The sequence below is a fragment of the Curtobacterium sp. MCJR17_055 genome (genome assembly GCF_003224335.1).
Classification (GTDB): domain Bacteria; phylum Actinomycetota; class Actinomycetes; order Actinomycetales; family Microbacteriaceae; genus Curtobacterium.
In genome coordinates, this window is sequence record NZ_QKLF01000005.1 from 79,739 (window position 1) to 98,167 (window position 18,429).

Annotated in this window: 17 protein-coding genes and 1 other RNA gene; 7 read left to right on the forward strand and 11 right to left on the reverse strand. The window is 72.4% G+C overall.

The genetic code is table 11. The features are described from left to right. Positions 1 to 245: 245 nt before the first annotated feature. On the reverse strand, positions 246 to 3,221 hold the full coding sequence (locus tag DEJ16_RS12250; protein WP_110825429.1) for a bifunctional [glutamine synthetase] adenylyltransferase/[glutamine synthetase]-adenylyl-L-tyrosine phosphorylase: 2,976 nt from the start codon (positions 3,219 to 3,221) through the stop codon (positions 246 to 248). A 34-nt stretch (positions 3,222 to 3,255) separates the two neighbouring features. Next, positions 3,256 to 4,593 carry a glutamine synthetase family protein gene (locus tag DEJ16_RS12255; RefSeq protein ID WP_110825428.1) on the reverse strand — a complete coding sequence of 446 codons (1,338 nt, stop codon included), beginning with the start codon at positions 4,591 to 4,593 and terminating at the stop codon, positions 3,256 to 3,258. 187 nt (positions 4,594 to 4,780) lie between these two features. Between DEJ16_RS12255 and DEJ16_RS12260 the strand changes: the two genes are divergently transcribed. Both DEJ16_RS12260 and DEJ16_RS12265 read left to right on the forward strand, forming a co-directional pair. Continuing rightward, entirely contained in the window at positions 4,781 to 5,872 is a 1,092-nt protein-coding gene (locus DEJ16_RS12260) for an iron-containing redox enzyme family protein (protein ID WP_258365959.1), read from the forward strand. Further along, the gene (locus tag DEJ16_RS12265; protein ID WP_110825427.1) at positions 5,862 to 6,107 is read left to right on the forward strand and encodes a CDGSH iron-sulfur domain-containing protein; all 246 of its coding nucleotides are present in this window, start codon (positions 5,862 to 5,864) and stop codon (positions 6,105 to 6,107) included. Before DEJ16_RS12260 ends, DEJ16_RS12265 begins: the two co-directional genes overlap by 11 nt. Positions 6,108 to 6,111: 4 nt before the next feature. Here DEJ16_RS12265 and DEJ16_RS12270 read toward each other — a convergent pair whose 3' ends face one another. After that, on the reverse strand, positions 6,112 to 6,297 hold the full coding sequence (locus DEJ16_RS12270) for an SPOR domain-containing protein (RefSeq protein WP_110825426.1): 186 nt from the start codon (positions 6,295 to 6,297) through the stop codon (positions 6,112 to 6,114). A gap of 69 nt (positions 6,298 to 6,366) precedes the next feature. Between DEJ16_RS12270 and map the strand changes: the two genes are divergently transcribed. From map to rnpB, 3 genes are all read left to right on the forward strand, one after another. Beyond that, a complete protein-coding gene (map, locus tag DEJ16_RS12275) occupies positions 6,367 to 7,230 on the forward strand; it encodes a type I methionyl aminopeptidase (protein WP_110825425.1) in 864 nt (287 codons plus the stop codon). Between the two features lie 43 nt (positions 7,231 to 7,273). Continuing rightward, the gene (gene ppgK / locus DEJ16_RS12280) at positions 7,274 to 8,026 is read left to right on the forward strand and encodes a polyphosphate--glucose phosphotransferase (RefSeq protein WP_110825424.1); all 753 of its coding nucleotides are present in this window, start codon (positions 7,274 to 7,276) and stop codon (positions 8,024 to 8,026) included. A 15-nt stretch (positions 8,027 to 8,041) separates the two neighbouring features. Continuing rightward, positions 8,042 to 8,402: RNase P RNA component class A (gene rnpB, locus DEJ16_RS12285), an RNA gene on the forward strand. Positions 8,403 to 8,462: 60 nt separating this feature from the next. Here the strand turns inward: rnpB and DEJ16_RS12290 are convergent. From DEJ16_RS12290 to DEJ16_RS12325, 8 genes are all read right to left on the reverse strand, one after another. Next, a complete protein-coding gene (locus DEJ16_RS12290; protein ID WP_110825423.1) occupies positions 8,463 to 9,197 on the reverse strand; it encodes a zinc ribbon domain-containing protein in 735 nt (244 codons plus the stop codon). A 2-nt stretch (positions 9,198 to 9,199) separates the two neighbouring features. Beyond that, positions 9,200 to 10,033 carry a Nif3-like dinuclear metal center hexameric protein gene (locus DEJ16_RS12295; RefSeq protein ID WP_110825422.1) on the reverse strand — a complete coding sequence of 278 codons (834 nt, stop codon included), beginning with the start codon at positions 10,031 to 10,033 and terminating at the stop codon, positions 9,200 to 9,202. Positions 10,034 to 10,071: 38 nt separating this feature from the next. Next, positions 10,072 to 11,238, reverse strand: coding sequence for a hypothetical protein (locus DEJ16_RS15565; protein ID WP_146232878.1), 1,167 nt, complete (start codon positions 11,236 to 11,238; stop codon positions 10,072 to 10,074). A 120-nt stretch (positions 11,239 to 11,358) separates the two neighbouring features. Next, entirely contained in the window at positions 11,359 to 12,282 is a 924-nt protein-coding gene (locus tag DEJ16_RS12305; RefSeq protein WP_181419581.1) for an AraC family transcriptional regulator, read from the reverse strand. Positions 12,283 to 12,384: 102 nt separating this feature from the next. Beyond that, on the reverse strand, positions 12,385 to 12,813 hold the full coding sequence (locus DEJ16_RS12310) for an ATP-binding protein (RefSeq protein WP_110825420.1): 429 nt from the start codon (positions 12,811 to 12,813) through the stop codon (positions 12,385 to 12,387). After that, a complete protein-coding gene (locus DEJ16_RS12315; protein WP_110825419.1) occupies positions 12,804 to 13,142 on the reverse strand; it encodes an STAS domain-containing protein in 339 nt (112 codons plus the stop codon). The genes DEJ16_RS12310 and DEJ16_RS12315 overlap by 10 nt, the downstream gene beginning before the upstream one ends. Before the next feature lie 110 nt (positions 13,143 to 13,252). Beyond that, positions 13,253 to 15,910 carry a phosphoenolpyruvate carboxylase gene (locus DEJ16_RS12320; RefSeq protein ID WP_110825418.1) on the reverse strand — a complete coding sequence of 886 codons (2,658 nt, stop codon included), beginning with the start codon at positions 15,908 to 15,910 and terminating at the stop codon, positions 13,253 to 13,255. Between the two features lie 141 nt (positions 15,911 to 16,051). Next, on the reverse strand, positions 16,052 to 16,720 hold the full coding sequence (locus DEJ16_RS12325; RefSeq protein WP_110825417.1) for a heme oxygenase (biliverdin-producing): 669 nt from the start codon (positions 16,718 to 16,720) through the stop codon (positions 16,052 to 16,054). A 75-nt stretch (positions 16,721 to 16,795) separates the two neighbouring features. Between DEJ16_RS12325 and DEJ16_RS12330 the strand changes: the two genes are divergently transcribed. Continuing rightward, positions 16,796 to 17,656: a siderophore-interacting protein gene (locus DEJ16_RS12330; protein WP_110825416.1), complete on the forward strand. Its 861-nt coding sequence runs from the start codon at positions 16,796 to 16,798 to the stop codon at positions 17,654 to 17,656. Positions 17,657 to 17,724: 68 nt separating this feature from the next. After that, positions 17,725 to 18,300, forward strand: coding sequence for a GIY-YIG nuclease family protein (locus DEJ16_RS12335; RefSeq protein WP_110825415.1), 576 nt, complete (start codon positions 17,725 to 17,727; stop codon positions 18,298 to 18,300). Positions 18,301 to 18,429: the final 129 nt, after the last annotated feature.

Here is an 18,429-nt window from a genome sequence, read left to right on the forward strand (position 1 = left end):
AGCAGACGAGGAACCCCCGGTCAGCAGGCACATCGGCAGTGACCGCCGACAGCCGTTCCGGCGTGGGCCGCGCGTGTTCCGAAACCCTGGTCGCACGCTGACAGCGGTACCGCGGCTGAACCGAACGGGGTACGGTATTCCATCACTCGGGGTACGGCGGCGGCGTCGTGGAAATTGCGGAAGACAACTCGCGCTCCTCCGCCCGAACGGAGCACCCCGGGCGTGTCGCGCGGCCCGCCGGGTGTTCAGGTGCCGTAGAACTCGCGTTCGAACACCTGTCGCGCGCGACGCGTCACGGCGAGGTAGTCCTCCTCGAGCTGCGACGCCGAGCCCGGCGGGTACTCCAGCAGACGCGCGATCCCCTCGAGCTGCGTGCGTTCGACCGGCAGGACGTCGGTCGTGCGGCCGGACCAGAGCACGAGCGCGCTCCTCGTGCGCGAGGCGAACCGCCAGGCGGCCGCGAGCTTCTCGGCGTCCTCCGCGGTGACCCAACCGGCGTCCGTCGCGGCGTCGAGGGCCTCGAGCGTCGAGGTGGTCCGGAGCGACGGCTGCGCACGCCCGTGCTGCAGCTGCAGGAGTTGCACGAACCACTCGACGTCGCTGAGGGAACCACGTCCGAGCTTGAGGTGCCGTGCGGGGTCGGCTCCGCGCGGCAACCGCTCCGACTCGACGCGGGCCTTGATGCGCCGGACCTCACGGACCTCGCGCTCCTCGATCGACTCCGGGTACCGCGTTCGGTCGGCGAGGTGCTCGAAGTCGCGGAGGAGCTGCGGGTCCCCCACCGCACCGCGGGCCCGCAGCAGGGCCTGGGCCTCCCACGTGAGCGACCAGCGGGCGTAGTACGCGGCGTAGGAGTCGAACGAGCGCACGACCGGGCCGTTCCCGCCCTCCGGCCGCAGCCCGATGTCGAGCTCGAAGGGGTGCAGGGCGTCCTCGGTCAACCGGTTCAGTTCGCGCACGACCACCTGCGCCGCCCGCGACGCGACCTCGTTCGGCACCGTCTCGGACCGGTACACGAACAGGACGTCCGCGTCGGACCCGAACCCGAGCTCGCGGCCGCCGTACCGCCCCATCGCGATGACGCCGAACTCCAGGCCCTCCGGGGCGTCCCGACGGGCCAGGTCGAGTGCGCCGCTCAGCGTCGCCTCCGTCACGTCGCTCAGCGCAGGACCGAGCCCGTCGACGTCGAGGTGCCCGAGCACCGCCGCCATGCCCAGGCGCAGCGTCTCCCGCCGACGGACGCTGCGCAGGAGGGCCGCCGCCGTGTCCACGGCGTCGCCGTGACGGGCGGTCGTCGCTCCGGTCTCCGCGAGCAGGGCCGGCAGCGGTCGGGGGCGCAGCAGGGTCTCCGGCTCGTCGAGCCAGGCGACGGCCTCCGGGAAGCGCTCGAGCAGTCCGGACAGGAACGCCGACTCCGACAGCACCGTCGTGAGGCTGTGCGCGGCACCCGAGGAGTCGCGGAGCATCCGGAGGAACCAGCTCGACTCCCCCAGGGTGTCGCTCAGTCGCCGGAAGGCCAGGAGGGCGCGGTCCGGTGCCGGTCCCTCCGCCATCCACCGCAGGAGCACCGGCAGCAGGTTCCGCTGGATGGCCGCACGGCGCGAGGTCCCCTGCGTCAGGGCACGGATGTGGGCGACGGCGCCGTCCGGGTCGAGGAACCCGATCGCGGTCAGGCGGTCGCGGACCTGTCCGCTCGTCAGGACGATCTCACCGTCGGTCGCCGCCACCGCCGAGAGCATCGGCCGGTAGAAGAGCCGCTCGTGCAGCCCCCGCACCTCGAGCTTCACCGATCGCCAGCGGTCCTGCAGCGCCGACGCCGAGGACGCCAGCCGCGTCGACCGGGCGAGCACCCGGAGTTCGTCCTCGTTGCTCGGCATGAGGTGCGTCCGCTGCAGCCGTCGGAGCTGGATGTGGTGCTCGAGCACCCGGAGCAGGGCGTAGTCCGGCCCGAACCGAGCCGCTTCGGGACGTCCGACGTAGCCCGCGGCCGCCAGGGCGTCCATGGCCTCGAGCGTGGACCGGCCCCGCACGGACTCGTCGTCCCGGCCGTGCACGAGTTGGAGCAGCTGCACCGTGAACTCGACGTCGCGCAGGCCACCCGGGCCGAGCTTCAGCTGGCGGTCCACCTGACCGTCCGGGATGTGCGCGGTGACCCGCTCCCGCATCCGCTGAACGGACTCGACGAACCCGGGGCGCTTCGACGACTCCCACACGAAGGGCGCCACCGCGGCGACGTACCGCTCCCCCAGGTCGATCGACCCGGCGATCGCCCGCGCCTTGAGCAGCGCCTGGAACTCCCACCCCTTCGCCCACCGCTCGTAGTAGGCCACGTGGGACTCCAGCGTCCGGACGAGCGCGCCGTCCTTGCCCTCCGGGCGGAGGTTCGCGTCGACCTCCCACAGCGCGGGCTCCGCGGCGAGGTCGGTGATGACGTGCGTGGCCGCGATCGCGAGGCGGGTCGCGATGAGGACCGCGCGGTCGGTCCCGATCGACGGCGCGTCGTCGCCCTCCGCCGGCTCGGTCGGTTCGGTGACGTAGATGACGTCCACGTCGCTGACGTAGTTCAGCTCGCGGGCGCCCGCCTTGCCCATCGCGATGACCGCGAGGGGGGTCGCGGCGACCTCGGCGGCGGGGAACGGGACCTCGCGACGGGCCACGGCGACCGCGACGTCGAGCGCGGCGCCGGCCAGGTCGGCGAGCCCGGCTGCCACGGCCGGGAACGCCTCGGTCGGCACCGGGTGCAGGACGTCGAACAGGGCGATCTGGGCGAGGTGCCGGCGGTAGCGGACCCGGAGGCGGCGGCGCGCGGTCTCGCCCGAGCTGCCGTCGACGGCCTCGGCCAGGGAGGCCGTGTAACGCTCCTGGGACTGCGGCGGGGTGACCGGGTCGAGCAGCAGCGTCAGTTCCTCCGGGCGTCGCTGCAGGAACTCGGCGAGGCCGATCGAGGAGCCGAGCAGCCGGACCAGACGCTCGGTGGCGGCCGGGTCGGCGAGGACGGGACGCAGCCGGTCCGGAACCGCCTCGACCAGACGCTCGATCGCGAGCAGGGCACCGTCCGGGTCCGCGGTGGCGGCCCAGACGGACTCGGCATCCGCGATCGGGACACGGGGGTCCGACGCGGGGCGGGCCTCCAGGGCGCCGATCCGCTCGAGCGTGCCGGACAGGTCGGCGAAGCCGAGCCGCGCCAGCTGTGACCGCGACGTCGCCGTCCTGCCCGTCATCTCGCGAGTGCTCCCGTGGTGCGCTGCCGGTGGATCAGAGCATGCCGAGGTTCGTGTCCAGCTCGAACGGCGTCACCTGGTCGCGGTACCGCTTCCACTCCTGGCGCTTGTTCAGCAGGACGAAGTTGAAGACCTGCTCACCGAGGGTCTCGGCGACGAGCTCGGAGTCCTCCATGAGCGACAGTGCGTGGTCGAGGCTCGCCGGCAGCTGGCTGTAGCCGAGGGCCTTCCGCTCGGAGTCGGACAGGCTCCAGACGTTGTCCTCGGCCTCGGCGGGGAGCTCGTAGCCCTCCTCGATGCCCCTAAGGCCGGCGGCGAGCAGCAGCGAGTACGCCAGGTAGGGGTTCGCGGCGGAGTCGATGCCGCGGTACTCGACACGGGCGGACTGACCCTTGTTCGGCTTGTACAGCGGCACCCGGACGAGCGCCGAGCGGTTGTTGTGGCCCCAGGTGACGAAGGACGGGGCCTCGTCGCCGCCCCAGAGCCGCTTGTACGAGTTCACGAACTGGTTCGTCACCGCGGTGATCTCCGGCGCGTGCCGGAGCACACCGGCGATGAACTGCTTGGCCGTCGGCGAGAGCTGGTACTCGCCGCCGGGCTCGTAGAACGCGTTCTGGTCGCCCTCGAAGAGCGAGACGTGCGTGTGCATGCCGGACCCGGGCTGACCGGACAGGGGCTTCGGCATGAAGGTGGCGTAGACGCCCTGCTCGATCGCGACCTCCTTCACCACGGTGCGGAAGGTCATGATGTTGTCCGCCATCGTCAGCGCGTCGGCGTAGCGCAGGTCGATCTCGTTCTGCCCGGGACCGGCCTCGTGGTGGCTGAACTCCACCGAGATGCCGAGGTCCTCGAGCATGCGGACCGAGCGCCGACGGAAGTCGTGTGCGCTGCCGCCGGGGACGTTGTCGAAGTAACCCGCCTGGTCGACGGGCTGCGGGCCGCCGTCCTTCCAGTCGCGGCTCTTCAGCAGGTAGAACTCGATCTCGGGGTGCGTGTAGAAGGTGAAGCCACGGTCGCTCGCCTTCGCGAGGGTCCGCTTCAGGACGTTGCGCGGGTCGGCCACGGCGGGCTGCCCGTCCGGCGTCGTGATGTCGCAGAACATCCGCGCGGTGGGGTCGACCTCACCGCGCCACGGCAGGATCTGGAAGGTCGAGGGGTCCGGGTGCGCGAGCACGTCGGCCTCGTACGACCGGGTGAGCCCCTCGATCGCCGAACCGTCGAACCCGATGCCCTCGGCGAACGCACCCTCGACCTCGGCCGGTGCGATGGCGACCGACTTGAGCGTGCCGATCACGTCGGTGAACCAGAGTCGGATGAACTTGATCCCGCGCTCCTCGATGGTGCGGAGCACGAAGTCCGTCTGCTTGTCCATGCACGACCTTTCCGTGTTCGCCGGGCCGCGTCGCGGCTCGCCGGAGGCCGCATCGCGACCGTGCTCACAGGCTAGTGCCCAGGCCGCTGGTCGTGGGCGGGACGCGCGCGGTCGACGTCCCGCGCGGCCTGTTGTCAGGGGTACCGACCAGTATCGGAGTGGTACCGATCCGCGAAGGAGCACCGTCATGGCCGTCCTCGACGCCACCGAAGTCCTCACCCAGACCCCCATGCCTAGGCCGGAGCCGCGCGGCCCGTTGAGCGCGGCCGTCCTCGACGCACTGGTCTCCGGTGCGCCCGGGGAATCGCTGCCGACCACCGCGGCCGCCGCCGTCGCCGCCGCGTCCGACGTCCTGCACGACGACGACGTCCAGCTCGCGCTCTTCGTCCTGTACGAACTCCACCACGGCGGGGTCCACGGGGTCGACGACCGGTTGGAGTGGGACACGACGCTGCTCGCGACGCGCGCCGTGCTCGAGACGGCGCTCGAGTCCGCCGTGCGCGCCGTCGTCCCGGTACCGGAACGGCCGGAGGCCACGGCCGAGGCGGTGTCGGCAGCCCTCTTCGCCCTCACCGCCGCCGACAGCGGACCGAGTGTCTCCCGATGGGTGGCACGCAAGGCCGACCGTGAGCAGATCCGCGAGTTCCTCGTGCAGAAGACCGCGTACACGCTGAAGGAGGCCGACCCGCACAGCTGGGCCATCCCCCGTCTCTCCGGACGCGCGAAGGCCGCGCTCGTCGAGATCCAGTCGGACGAGTACGGCGGTGGACGGCCCAAGCGCATGCACTCGGCGATCTTCGCCCGGACGCTCCGGGCCGCCGGGCTCGACGACTCGTACGGTGCCTACGTCGACCACCTGCCGGCGATCACGCTCGGCGCGCTCAACATGATGACCATGTTCGGGCTGCACCGGCGCCTGCGCGGCGCGATCGTCGGACACCTCGCCGCGTTCGAGATGACGTCCTCGATCCCGAGCAAGCTCTACGGGGACGGGTTCCGCCGGAACGGGTTCGACGAGGACGCGACCTGGTACTTCGACGAGCACGTCGAGGCCGACGCCGTGCACGAGCAGATCGCCGGTCGCGACCTCGCCGGCGGGCTGGTGGAGGCCGACCCGACCCTCCTGGACGACGTCATGTTCGGGGCGGCGGCGTGCCTGACGGTCGAGGGGATGGCCGGCGCCCAGCTGCTCTCGAGCTGGGAGGCCGGGCGCAGCTCGCTCCGCCGTCCGCTCGACGACGCCACCGTCACGTCGGGCGGTGTCGCGGATGTCGCGTGAGCAGACCGACGAGCCGTCGATCGTCGCCTACCCGGACGGGCCGTTCCTGCTCCGCGGGGACGTCGCGGTGCTCGGGCCGGACGGGCAGGAACTGCCCCGGCGCCGCCGCACCGTGGCGCTCTGCCGGTGCGGCAAGTCGGTGCTGAAGCCGTACTGCGACGGCACGCACAAGCTCATCGGCTTCCGCACCGAACCCGAGCTCCCGGCGGACGGCAGCGACCGCTCCGCCGAGTAGCGGGTCAGCCCTCGGCGTCGGCCGCGTCCGCGCGCTCGTTGTTCGCGCGGATGCGGTCGAGGGCGTGCGCGGCCTCGTCGCGGGTGGCGAACGGACCGATGTGGTGTCGGTTCGTCGACTTGAGGCCCTGTTCGACCTCGCCGGTCTTGTCGTTGTACCACCACTGGGACTCGATGCGTTCGTCGCTCATGAGCCCGACCGTACCCGCCGACCGCACGGCGCGGGCAGGGCGCCCCCCCCCGCCGCTAGAGTGGAGCGCATGCCCCGGGACGAACACGGACACCTGACCGCCGGCCGGATCTCCCCGCAGCGACCGGTCCCGAAGGACATCGACCGTCCCGAGTACGTCGGCAAGGTGGAACCGCACGAGCACGGCCTCGGTGACATCTACACGCCCGACGAGGTCGACCGCATCCGCACCGCCGGGCGCATCGCCTCGCAGGCCATCGACGCGGTGGGTGCCGCCATCCGCCCGGGTGTGACGACGGACGAGCTCGACCGGATCGGGCACGAGTTCGTCGTCGGCCACGGTGCCTACCCCTCCACGCTCGGCTACCGCGGCTTCCCGAAGTCGCTCTGCTCGTCCCTCAACGAGGTCATCTGCCACGGCATCCCGGACGACACGGTGCTGCAGGACGGCGACATCGTGAACATCGACATCACGGCGTACAAGGACGGCATGCACGGCGACACGAACCGCACCTTCGTGGTGGGCTCTGCGTCGCAGGAGGTCCAGGACCTCGTCACCCGGACGGAGGAGGCCCTGCGCCGCGGCATCCGCGCCGTCGCCCCCGGCCGGCAGGTGAACGTCATCGGCCGCGCCATCGAGTCGTACGCCAAGCGCTTCGGCTACGGCGTCGTCCGCGACTACACCGGTCACGGCGTCGGCCGGGCGTTCCACTCCGGGCTGATCATCCCGCACGTCGACGACGTCCGGTACGACACCGTCATCGAGCCCGGCATGGTCTTCACGATCGAACCCATGCTGACGCTGGGCGCGATCGACGCCGACATCTGGGACGACGACTGGACCGTGACCACGCGGGATCGGTCGTGGACCGCGCAGTTCGAGCACACGCTCGTCGTCACCGAACGCGGCGCCGAACTCCTCACCGTCTCCTGACCGCACCACCCCTCAGCACGTCTACCGGAAGGCACCGTTCCTCATGACCTCACTCGCAGTCGGCGTCGACATCGGCGGTACAGGCATCAAGGGCGCGATCGTCGACACCGAGTCCGGCCAGCTCACGACCGACCGCATCAAGAAGGCGACGCCCGAGGGCGGGAAGCCGCAGGACATCGTCGACGTGGCCAAGTCGATCCTCGACGACCTGTCGCCGGCGTCGGACGTGGCCGTCGGTGTCTGCTTCCCGGCGATCGTGCGCGGCGGCAAGACCATGTCAGCGGCGAACGTGTCGAAGAAGTGGATCGGCTTCGAGGCCGAGGCGCTCTTCGAGAAGGAACTCGGTCGCTCGATCCACTTCGTCAACGACGCCGACGCCGCCGGGTTCGCCGAGCAGCAGTTCGGTGCCGCGAAGGGCCGTGACGGCCTCGTCATCGTGACCACCCTCGGCACCGGCATCGGCACCGCCCTCATCAACGACGGCGTGCTCATCGTCAACGCCGAACTCGGGCACCTCGAGATCGACGGCGTCGACTACGAGACGAAGGCCTCGTTCGCCGCCAAGGAGCGCGACGACCTGTCGTGGAAGCACTGGGCGAAGCGGCTGCAGAAGTACTACTCGCGCCTCGAGGCCCTGCTCTCCCCCGAGCTGTTCGTCGTCGGCGGCGGGGTGTCCAAGCAGCACGAGGAGTTCCTGCCGTTGCTCGACCTGCAGGCCGAGATCATCCCGGCGACGCTCCGGAACAACGCCGGCATCATCGGAGCCGCGACCCTGGCCGCGCGCAGCAACGGCTAGACTGCTCGGAGCGAACGGGTCGGTGAGACGGTCGCGTCACTCCCCCGGGAGTGCCGAGGAACGTCCGGGCTCCACAGAGCAGGGCGGTGGGTAACACCCACCCGGAGCAATCCGCGAGACAGTGCCACAGAAAGCAGACCGCCGGCGGCGACGTCGGTAAGGGTGAAACGGTGGTGTAAGAGACCACCAGGGGTCCGGGTGACCGGATCCGCTCGGTAAACCTCGCCCGGAGCAAGGTCAGACAGAGGACGTCGAGGCTGCTCGCCGAGTCCTCGGGTGGACCGCTGGAGGCCGACGGCAACGTCGGTCCGAGAGAGATGGCCGTCACCGCGGCGGAAGTCGCGGGACAGAACCCGGCGTACGGCCGGCCCGTTCGCCTCGATCCACACAGCACGGCCCCCGACACCGCGAGGTGTCGGGGGCCGTCGTCGTCGGCTCAGAGGCCGGACTCCGCCGTCCGCACGAGGATCGCGTCGCTGTCCGGGCAGAGCACGACGTCGTCCGGTGCCGCTGCTCGGATCGCCGCCAGGTCGGAGTTCGTCAGCGTCACCCCGGACGCCGTCGAGACGCCGCCCTGCAGGAGCGACGCGCCGAACCCGTACCGCGCACGCTGCCGCTCGTAGAGGGCGAGGAGGTCCGCCGGGACCGCAGCAGCCACGTCCGCCCGCGCCTGCACGGCCGCGACGCGGTCCTTCTCGAACCGGGCGATGCCGTCGTCGCGGACGCCCATGAGCCGTCCACGCTCACCGTCGAGCTCAGCGAGTTGCGCCTCGACGTCGCCGACCCGTGCGCGCAGGCGGTCGAGCGTCTCCATGACCTCGAGCTCCTGCGTCTCGAGGTCACCGATGCGCCGGTTCAGCGAGTCGAGTTCGTTCTGCAGCCCGGCGGCGTCCTTCGCGTTGCCGACGTTCTGGAGCAGGGTCGTGTCCCGCTCGACACGGGCCTGTGCGGTCGCGGTGTCGGACTCGAGCCGGGCGAGGTCGCGTTCGGCGTCCTCGACCTCGCCGACGGCGACGACGAGCTGCGCGCGGAGGGCGGCGGCGCGGGTGCCGAGTTCGGTGAGGTGCTCGCCCTTCTGCAGGGAGCTGATCCGGTGCGCCAGACGCGTGATGTCGTTGTCGAGTCGCTGCAGGTCGAGCAGGGTGGCCTGGTCCTCGGGTGCTGCCTTCATGGTCAGGCTCCTTCGTTGGGTGCGGATGGCAGGACGGCGAAGTCCCACGGGTCGGTACGGAGGTCGCTCACGGTCACGTGCACACCGGCGGCCGCACGCAGCTGCTCGGCGGCGACGTCCAGCCAGAGCCACTCGGTCGCCCAGTGGGACGTGTCGACGAGCGCCGGACCGTCGGCGAGCAGAGCCTGTTCGCGGAACTCGGACGCGGGGTGGTGCCGGAGGTCGCTCGTCACGTAGACGTCGGCGGCCCGCACGGCCGGGTGCCCGAGGTACGAGTCCCCCGCCCCGGCGCAGAGCGCGACCGTCCGGACCGGGTGGTCGTACTCCCCGGAGACGCGGACGCCCGTCGCGGTGGCGGGCAGGACGTCGACGATGCGTCGGGCCAGTGCGCCGAGGGGCATCGGCTCGGGCAGCACGCCGACGCGGCCGATCCCGGTGATGCCGTCCGCCGCCGGGTCGATGGGGCGCTGGTCGACGAGCCCGATCCGCTCCGCGAGCACCGCCGAGGTCCCGGTGGTGACGACGTCGGCGTTCGTGTGGGCCGCGAGCAACGCGCAGCCGCCACGGACCAGCGTGGCGAGCACGGACCCCTTGACCGTGGACTCGTCGATCGTCGTCACACCACGCAGCAGGAGCGGGTGGTGGGTGAGGAGCAGGTCCGCGCCGGCCGCGACCGCTTCCCGCGCGGTGTCGGGGACGGCGTCGACGGCGAGGTGGACGTGCTCGACCACCGCGTCCGGATCGCCGGAGACGAGGCCGACGGAGTCCCAGGACTCCGCTCCGGCGGTCGGCCACAGGGACTCGACGACGGACTGCAGTTCTCGGAGCGTCGGCATCCCGTCAGTGTACCGAGGCGCGGGGCCCGCTCCGGGTGTCAGCGGCGGCCGACGAGGCGCAGCACGCGAGCGACGAGACGCGACCACCAGCCGGGGCCGGCGGTCGTGTCGGCGGCGTCCCGGGCCTCCCGGTCGGACCCGTCGACGTCGGTCGCGGAGTCCGTCGGCCCATCGACCGTGTCGTCGGTGACGACGGGCGGTGCGGCCGGGACGGCGACCGAGACCACGGGCGTCTCGCCCGTGTGGGCACGCAGCACCGCGGCGAACGCCTCGCGGTCGACGACGGTCGGGCCGGTGGCCGGCTGGACCAGCGGGGTGGGGCGGCCCGACGCCGACAGCGGCGGTGAGACCGGGGCACCGGACAGGAGGCCCGACACGGGGCGGACGGCCGTGCGCGGCCCGACTGCGGTCACGGTGGCAGCGCTCGGCGCGGGTGCGTCCGCGTCGTCGGCTCCGTCGAGGTCGGCGGGCAAGTCGAGCGCGACGGGCTCGGCCACCGCGCGGTGCGGTGCCGGCAGCAACGGGCGGACGGCACCGACCAGGACCGGTGCGGTCGCGGCACGGCGGAGCGCGGCCCGCTCGCGGCGGTCGGCCTCGAGGGCGGCGTCGGCGAGGAGGTCGGCGAAGACCTCGCGGGCGAAGACGCGTGCCCCGTCGATCTCGGCGGCCGAGACATCGGTACCGGCCAGTCCGGCGACGACGGCCTCCCAGGCAGCGAGACGGGCGAGGTCCTCGTCGCGGACACGGACCTCGTCCTCGAGCAGGTCGATGCGCTCGATCGTGGTGCGGCCGCTGGTCGCGCTCAGGGCGACGGCCAGGTCGTCGAGGCGGAGGGCGAGACGCTCGGGCGGTTCCGGGAAGGAGGGGGCGCAGACCGCGACGTGGCGCGCGCGGTCACGGCGGAAGGCGCGGTCGTCACGCTGGTCCACGACGGCACCTTCGTCGGCGACCGGAGCGTCCACGACGGGAGCGTCCACCACCGGAGCGTCGGCGACCGGAGCGTCGGCGACCGGAGCATGCGCAGCGGGATCGACGACGTCCGGGGCGGCGGGGAGCACCGGGCGTCGGACGGGACCGGTGACCGGGGGCACGACGAGGTCGGCCACGTACGGGGAGCGCGTCGCCGGGGCGTCGCGCAACCACTCCTCGAGTTCCCGACCGAAGGGGTCGACGAGAGGGGTGCGTGCACCGGACTGCGTCTCCATGTGAGGAGTATGAATATCGCGCGGTACGGATCGGCGGACATCCGCGGAGTGTCGCGTGATCGGGTGGCATGTCGCGGTGGACGTGAGCGGCGTGTCGGTCGTTCGACACGGTCCGCTCGGTCAGCCGTGCAGCGTGTCGCGGGGGTACTCGCCGAAGCGACGCGCGTACGCCGCGGAGAACCGGCCGAGGTGCGCGAACCCCCACCGCAGGGCGACGGTCGCGACGGTGGTGTCGAGGGGCGACGCTGCCCGGAGTTCGTCCCGGACCCGGTCCAGCCGGATTCCGCGCAGCATCGCGTTCGGGGCGACACCGATCTGCCGTTGGAAGGCCTGCTGCAGCCCGCGGACGCTCAGGCCGACCTGCTCGGCGACGTCCGTGGTGGTGATCGGGGTGTGGGCGACCGCGTGCATGTACTCCACGGCCGCACGAACGCGTCCGGAGGCGCCGACGGGGACCGGGACCTGGCGGGTCAGGACGTGGTGCGGGAACGTGCTGAGCAGGGCGAGGGCGGTGCGCCGTGCGACCTCGGCGAGGGCGAGCACGGACATCGGAGCGGCCCCGAGGACGACCGGCGCCCACTCCTGGACGTGCAGGTTCCAGGCGCGGGCCGCCTCGACCCCGGGTGCCACGGCGTGGTCGAGCACGACCGTGCCGGGCTCGGCGCCGTGGACCTCGGCGGCGACACGCTCGACGACGGCACGGTCCACCTGCACGAGGTTCTGCCGGACGTCCATCAGGTCGAAGCGGAACGGACGGTCCGAGGGGAACACGACAGGACGGCCCGGGACGAGGGCGACCTCGTCGCGGCCGACGTCGACCACGCCGCCGCCGTCGCTCACCCACGTCACGACGAACTCGTCCGGGGACGCGACCTCGCCGACCATCCGTGCGTCGTACCGGGTCGAGCGGAAGGACATCGTCGCGTCGCCGACGGTGCGGAAGCGGTACCCGAACGGTCGCTCCGATCGCTCGGGGAGGAAGCCCGAGGCGTCGTACGCGTCCTCGAACAAGGTCCGAGCGGCGTCGAGGTCGTTCCCGGTCATCTCGACGACGTTCCGAGGGTCGGGTGGCACGCACATCACGGGCATGCTGACACGGCTTGGACCGAGTCTATGAATCCGGATCGACCGGGTGCGGGAAACGGCTCACGCCGCGCGGGTGGCCTTCCGCACCGTCCACCGGTTCTCGTCGCCGTGACGGTCGTAGCGGAGCTCGTCGACGACCATCTGCACGAGGGCCAGCCCACGGCCGCTCTCCGCGAACTCGTCGGGCAGGGTCGCTCCGGCCACGTCGACCGCCGCGGGACGACCGTCGTCGGTGATCCGGGCCTCCAGCCCGTCGGACGCGACGGCCAACGTCAGCGAGCACGTCAACGGGACGCCGGCGGTGGCGTGCTCGATGACGTTCGACGCGAGTTCGATGATCGCGAGCTCGAGGGCCATGCGGTCCTCGACGCTGATCGCGGGCTCCGACGTCCAGACGTCGGCGAGGAAGTCGTGCACGGACGAGACGTCGTCGGGCGGTGACGCGAAGTCGAGCCGGTGTTCCCCCACGACGGCCCCGGTCAGACCCATTCGCTGACGGCTTCGTCGCCGTCCGCGTAGCTGCGGAGGATCTTGTCGATGTTCGAGAGCTTCAGGACCATCGCGACCTGCTCGGAGGGAGCGGCGATCCGGAGGTCGCCGCCGGCCTGGCGCGCGGTCTTCAGTGCGCCCACGAGTGCGCCCAGACCCGACGAGTCGAGGAACTCGACCTTCGACAGTTCCACGGCGACGCGGGGGCGACCGCCCTCGATGACGGACGCGACCGTCTCGCGGAATGCGGGGGCCGACACCATGTTGAGGCGGCCCGAGCACTCGAGCACCGCCGCTTCCGTGCCGGCTTCGTGTACGACGATGTCCATTGTCTCCGGGGCCTCCTCGAGAACGTGCGCGTGCCTTCCAGCGAGGCTACCGATTGTCGACGACCGGGGGAACAGGACGCGCTGACTCCCGCGACCCCGGTCCGGGGGGATCAGCCCGTGTTCTGCAGTCCGGCGGCGATCCCGTTGACCGTCAACAGCAGCAGGCGGTGGTCCGCGTCGGTCGTGTCGGTGCTGCCCGAGGTGCGGATCGAGCGGAGCGCCCGGAGCTGCAGGTGCGACAGGGCGTCGACGTACGGAGAGCGGAGCCGCACGGCACGCGCGAGCACCGGCCGGTCCTGCAGGACGTCCTCGGCGCCGCTGATCCGCAGGACCCACGAGCGGGTGCGGTCCATCTCGGCGAGGACCTTCTGTCCGAGGTCACCGCGGTCCGCGAGTTCGAGGTAGCGGCGGGCGATCTGGACGTCGGTCTTCGCGAGCGACATCTCGACGTTCTTCAGCAGGGCGGCGAAGAGCGGCCACTCGGCAGCCGCGGTGCGCAGCAGCTCGAGGTCGCCGACCGCCTCGAGCGCGGACCCGAGGCCGTACCACCCGGCGAGGTTGATGCGCGCCTGCGTCCACGAGAACACCCACGGGATCGCCCGCAGGTCCTCGAGGGACTCGACGCTCAGGCCGCGACGGGCCGGACGTGATCCGAGCGGCAGGAGCCCGAGTTCCTCCATCGGCGTGACCCGTGCGAACCACGGCGCGAACCCGTCCGCCTTGACCAGGTCGTAGAACGCGGCGCGGGAGACGTCGTCGAGCTGCTGCGCCAGGTCGGCGAACCGCTCGGCTGCGGCCGCCGTGCGGGACTCGTTCGACGGCGAGGACGCGAACAGGGTCGCGGAGGCCATCTGCTCGAGGTGCCGGGCGGCGATGTCCTGGTCGCCGTACTGGGCGAAGATGACCTCGCCCTGCTCGGTGAGCTTGAGCCGGCCGTCGATCGACCCCGGCGGCTGCGCGAGCACGGCCTCGTTGGCGGGACCGCCGCCGCGACCGAGCGAGCCGCCGCGGCCGTGGAACAGCGTCAGTTCGACGTCGTTCGCCGCGGCCCACGTCGCGATGCGCGCCTGGGCGTCGTACAGCGCGAGGTTCGCCGACACGGGGCCGACGTCCTTCGACGAGTCGGAGTAGCCGAGCATGACCTCGAGCCGCCGACCGGTCGCGGCGAGGCGTCGCTGGAACGGCTCGGTCCGGACGGCCTCGTCGAGGATGTCGACACTGGCGTGCAGGTCGGCGAAGGTCTCGAACAGCGGGATCACGTCGAGCACCGGGGCGGCCTCGACCGAGCCGAGCGCGGCGACCGCGAGCTCGTGCACGTTCGCCAGGTCCGCCGCGGACTGCGTGAACGAGACGATGTACCGGCTCGCCGAACGGACGCCGTACCGACGCTGCAGGTCCGCGATGGTCCGGAAGACGGCGAGGACCTCCTCCGTCATCTCGCTGCGTGCTCCCCCGGCCCGGATCTCCGCGAGGGCGGTGCGGTGGACCTGCGAGTGCTGACGGACCTCGAGTTCGGCGAGGTGGAAGCCGAAGGTCTCGACCTGCCACACGAGGTTCTGCAGCTCGCCGTTCGCGGCCCGGACGGCACCGGCGGCGGTCAGGGAGGCCTGCACGACGCGGAGGTCCGTGAGGAGCTCGTCGGGACCGCTGTACGCGAGCGGACGGTCGTCGCGGCGGGTGGCGTCGATGCGGGCGGCGATGAAGAGCAGTGCCCGACGGTGCGTCTCGTTCGGCGCGCGGATGCCGATGCGCTCGGCGACCTCCGGGTCGAGCGACTCCTGCGCCGCGACGAGGGCGGTGAGGCCGGCGTCCGCGGGGGTGTGGTCGGCGTCGAGCGTCAGGCCGCTGCCGATCCGGGTGGCGGCGCGGGTGAGACCGAGCAGGATGTGCTCGGCCGCGATCTCGGCGGCCTGGCGCGTGACGTCGGCGGTGACGTGCGGGTTGCCGTCGCGGTCCCCGCCGATCCACGTGCCGAAGCGCACGAACGCCGGGGCCTGCACCGGGGCGCGGCCGGCGTCGTCGCCCTGCAGCCGGTCGTCGAGCAGTCGGTAGACCTGGGGCACGATCTCGAAGAGCGTCTGGTCGAACACGCTCATCGCGGTCCGGACCTCGTCCAACGGGGTGGGCCGGGTCGTCCGCAGCGGCGAGGTGCGCAGCAGCGTGGCGATCTCCTCGAGCAGACGTCGCTCGTTCTCGGCACGGGCGGTGGCGTTCTTCGTGCGGTCGCGTTCGTCGATGAGGTCCGTGATGCGACGGACACCCGTGGTCACCGCACGACGGCGGGCCTCGGTCGGGTGCGCGGTGAGGACCGGGTGGAACCGGAGCCCCTCGAGCCGGGCGGCGGCCTCGTCGGCGCCGACCTGCTCCACGAGCTCGACGAACGTGGCCGGGAAGGAGTCGCCCGGCAGGCCGCCGTCGTCGCCGCGCGACCGGAGCACGCGGACGCGGTGGTGCTCCTCGGCGAGGTTGACGAGGTGGAAGTACGAGGTGAAGGCGCGTGCGACCTCTTCGGCGCGTTCCGCCGAGAACCCCGCGACGACCGCCTCGGCCCGCGCGGCTCCGTCGGCGTCGGTGTTCTCGTACGCGTGGATGACCGCCTGGCGCAGCGCCTCGACGTCGCGCAGCAGGTCGGGCCCGCCGGTCTCGCTGAGCACCCGGCCGAGCAGGTTGCCGAGGTACCGGACGTCGGCGCGGAGGTCGCTGTCGACCGCTCCGCTGACGTCGTCACGCGCCCGCCCGTGGCGCGTCGAGCCGTCGATCGTCGTCATGGAGGTCCTTCCCGGGTCGGTCCGGGCTGTCCCGCCCGGGTCGGTCCGGGCTGTCCCGGCGTGGCAGCAGCGTACCGGCCAGTGCAGCCTCGTGACGACGACCGTCCGGACGGGCGGACCAGCGGCGGCCCGCAGGGTGGGTCAGGCCGGGTCGGCGAGGACGGACGGCAGCCGCGTGCCGTCGACCGCCGCGAGCAGCCCGGCGTCGAGCCGGTACGCGAGTTCGACCTCGGCGATGACCCGCTCCCGCTCGTCCTCCGTCCACGGGGCCGCGTCGAGTTCCGCCCGGTAGGTGTCCGTGAACGCGGCGGGATCGGCCACCTGGTCGAAGATCCACAGCAGGACGCCGTTCGTCTCGAACCCGAACTGGTCGGCGAGCAACCGGCCGAGCGCGTGGCCGCCGGTCAGGTCGCCGAGGTACCGCGTGTAGTGGTGTGCGACGAACCCGCCCGGCCACGTCGCCGCGACCTCGTTGAGCCGTCGCACGTACGCCGTCGTCGCCGGCAGCGGCGTGAGCAGCTCGTCCCAGTCGGGCCCGACCAGGTACTCGAGGTCCGCGCGGATGCCCGGCATCCTGGTCAGTCGGCTCGTCACGAACGGGGCCGCGACGGGGTGGTCCGCCATCCGGTCCGCCGCGCGTTCGAGGGCGTCGTACACGAACGCGTACTGCCCGAGCAGTGCCGCGTAGTCGGCGACGTCGCACCGCCCCTCGACGAGGTCGTGCATGAAGCCGTGCCCGGCCGAGACGCCGTGCGAGCGCCGGGTCCGGGCCCGCAGCGCCTCGGAGAACGGGACGACGTTCGTGCTCATGAGGTGAGGCTAACCTCACTTGGTGCCCGTCGTCACGCACCGACGGGAAGACCCAGGAAAGGAGGCTCGTCCCCGATGAGCCCGAAGCCGAACCGCCCGCAGCACGTCCTGGTCGTCGTCCGGACCGAACGACTCACCCCGCACATGGTGCGCGTGCACCTCGGAGGACCCGGGTACGACGCCTTCGTCGGCGACGCCGACCCGGAACGCCTGGCGATGACGGACAAGTACGTGAAGCTGCTGCTCCCGCAACCGGGCTCCGGGCTGCGACCGCCGTACGACCTGGAGGCCCTCCGCGCGACGATGCCGAAGTCGGACCTGCCCGCCCGCCGCACGTACACGGTGCGCGCCGTGGACCCGCTCGCACGGACCATCGCGATCGACTTCGTCGTGCACTCGTCGGCAGGGCACGGCGACGACGGACTCGCCGGGCCCTGGGCGGTCGCCGCGCAGCCCGGGGACCGCATCGCACTGTCCGGTCCCGGCGGCGGGTACGCACCCCCGACCGACCCGACCGTCACGCACGTGCTGCTCGGCGACGACAGCGCCCTGCCCGCGATCGGTGCCGCCCTGGAGGCGATGCTCCCCACCGCCACGGGTGTCGCCCTGGTCGAGGTGGCCGGCCCCGCCGACGAACAGCCGCTCGTGCACCCGACGGGCGTCACGCTGCGGTGGCTGCACCGCGACGCGGTCGGGGCCGAGCCCGGCACGCTGCTGCTGGCGGCGACCCGAGAGCTGCCCAGGGCCTCCCGGCCGGTCCGGGTCTTCGCGCACGGCGAGCGTGCCGCGATCAAGGCGATCCGTCGGGTCCTGCAGGACGACTGGGGACTCGAGAAAACGGACATGTCACTGTCGGCCTACTGGGCGCTCGGGCGCGCCGAGGACCGGTTCCAGGAGGAGAAGCGCGAACCCGTCGGGGTGGTCTTCCCCGGCTGAGCTGCCGCCACCGGCCGGTCGGACGGGAGGCCCGCCGCGCGTCGGTGGTCGCCGGTAGCGTCCCGCGCATGGTCCGGCCCCGAGACGTCCCGCGCTGCTGCGTGCCCGGCTGCGACCGCACGACCACGGACGGCGTGCCCGTGCCGCTGTGCCTCGGACACGTCACCCTGGTCGGCGACTTCGCCGCGGAGCACGTCGGCGTCGAGGACCTGCTGCCCGGCCCGTGCATCGTGTGCGGCGGACGCATCGGCGTGCGCTTCCCGACCGGGATCCTCTGTGCCGTGTGCGAGTGGCGGTTCGGCGACGTGCCGGACGGCGAACTCGGTGCGCCGCGGGTCGACGTCGTCTACTACCTGCGGATGCGCGACGAGAGCGGGGACCGGGTCAAGATCGGCACGACCGCGAACCCGCGGCAACGGCTCGGGCGGATCGCGCACCAGGACCTGCTCGGGTTCGAGCGGGGCGACCGGACGCTCGAACGACGGCGACACGCCGAGTTCGCGGCCTCGCGCTACCCGGGCACCGAGTGGTTCCGCGTGACGCCGGAGCTCCTGGCGCACGTGGGCACGGTCGCCGCGGGCGCCCCGGACCCGTGGGCGCTGCACACGCGGTGGGTCAGCGAGGCGCTGGCGCTCCGGGTCTGAGGCAGCGAGCGGCGCTCCGGGCCTGAGGCAGCGAGCGGCGCTCTGGTCCCGAGGCAGCGAGGGGTCCGAGGCAGCGAGGGGTCCGAGGCAGCGAGCGGCGCTCCGGACCCGAGGCAGCGACCGGCGTCC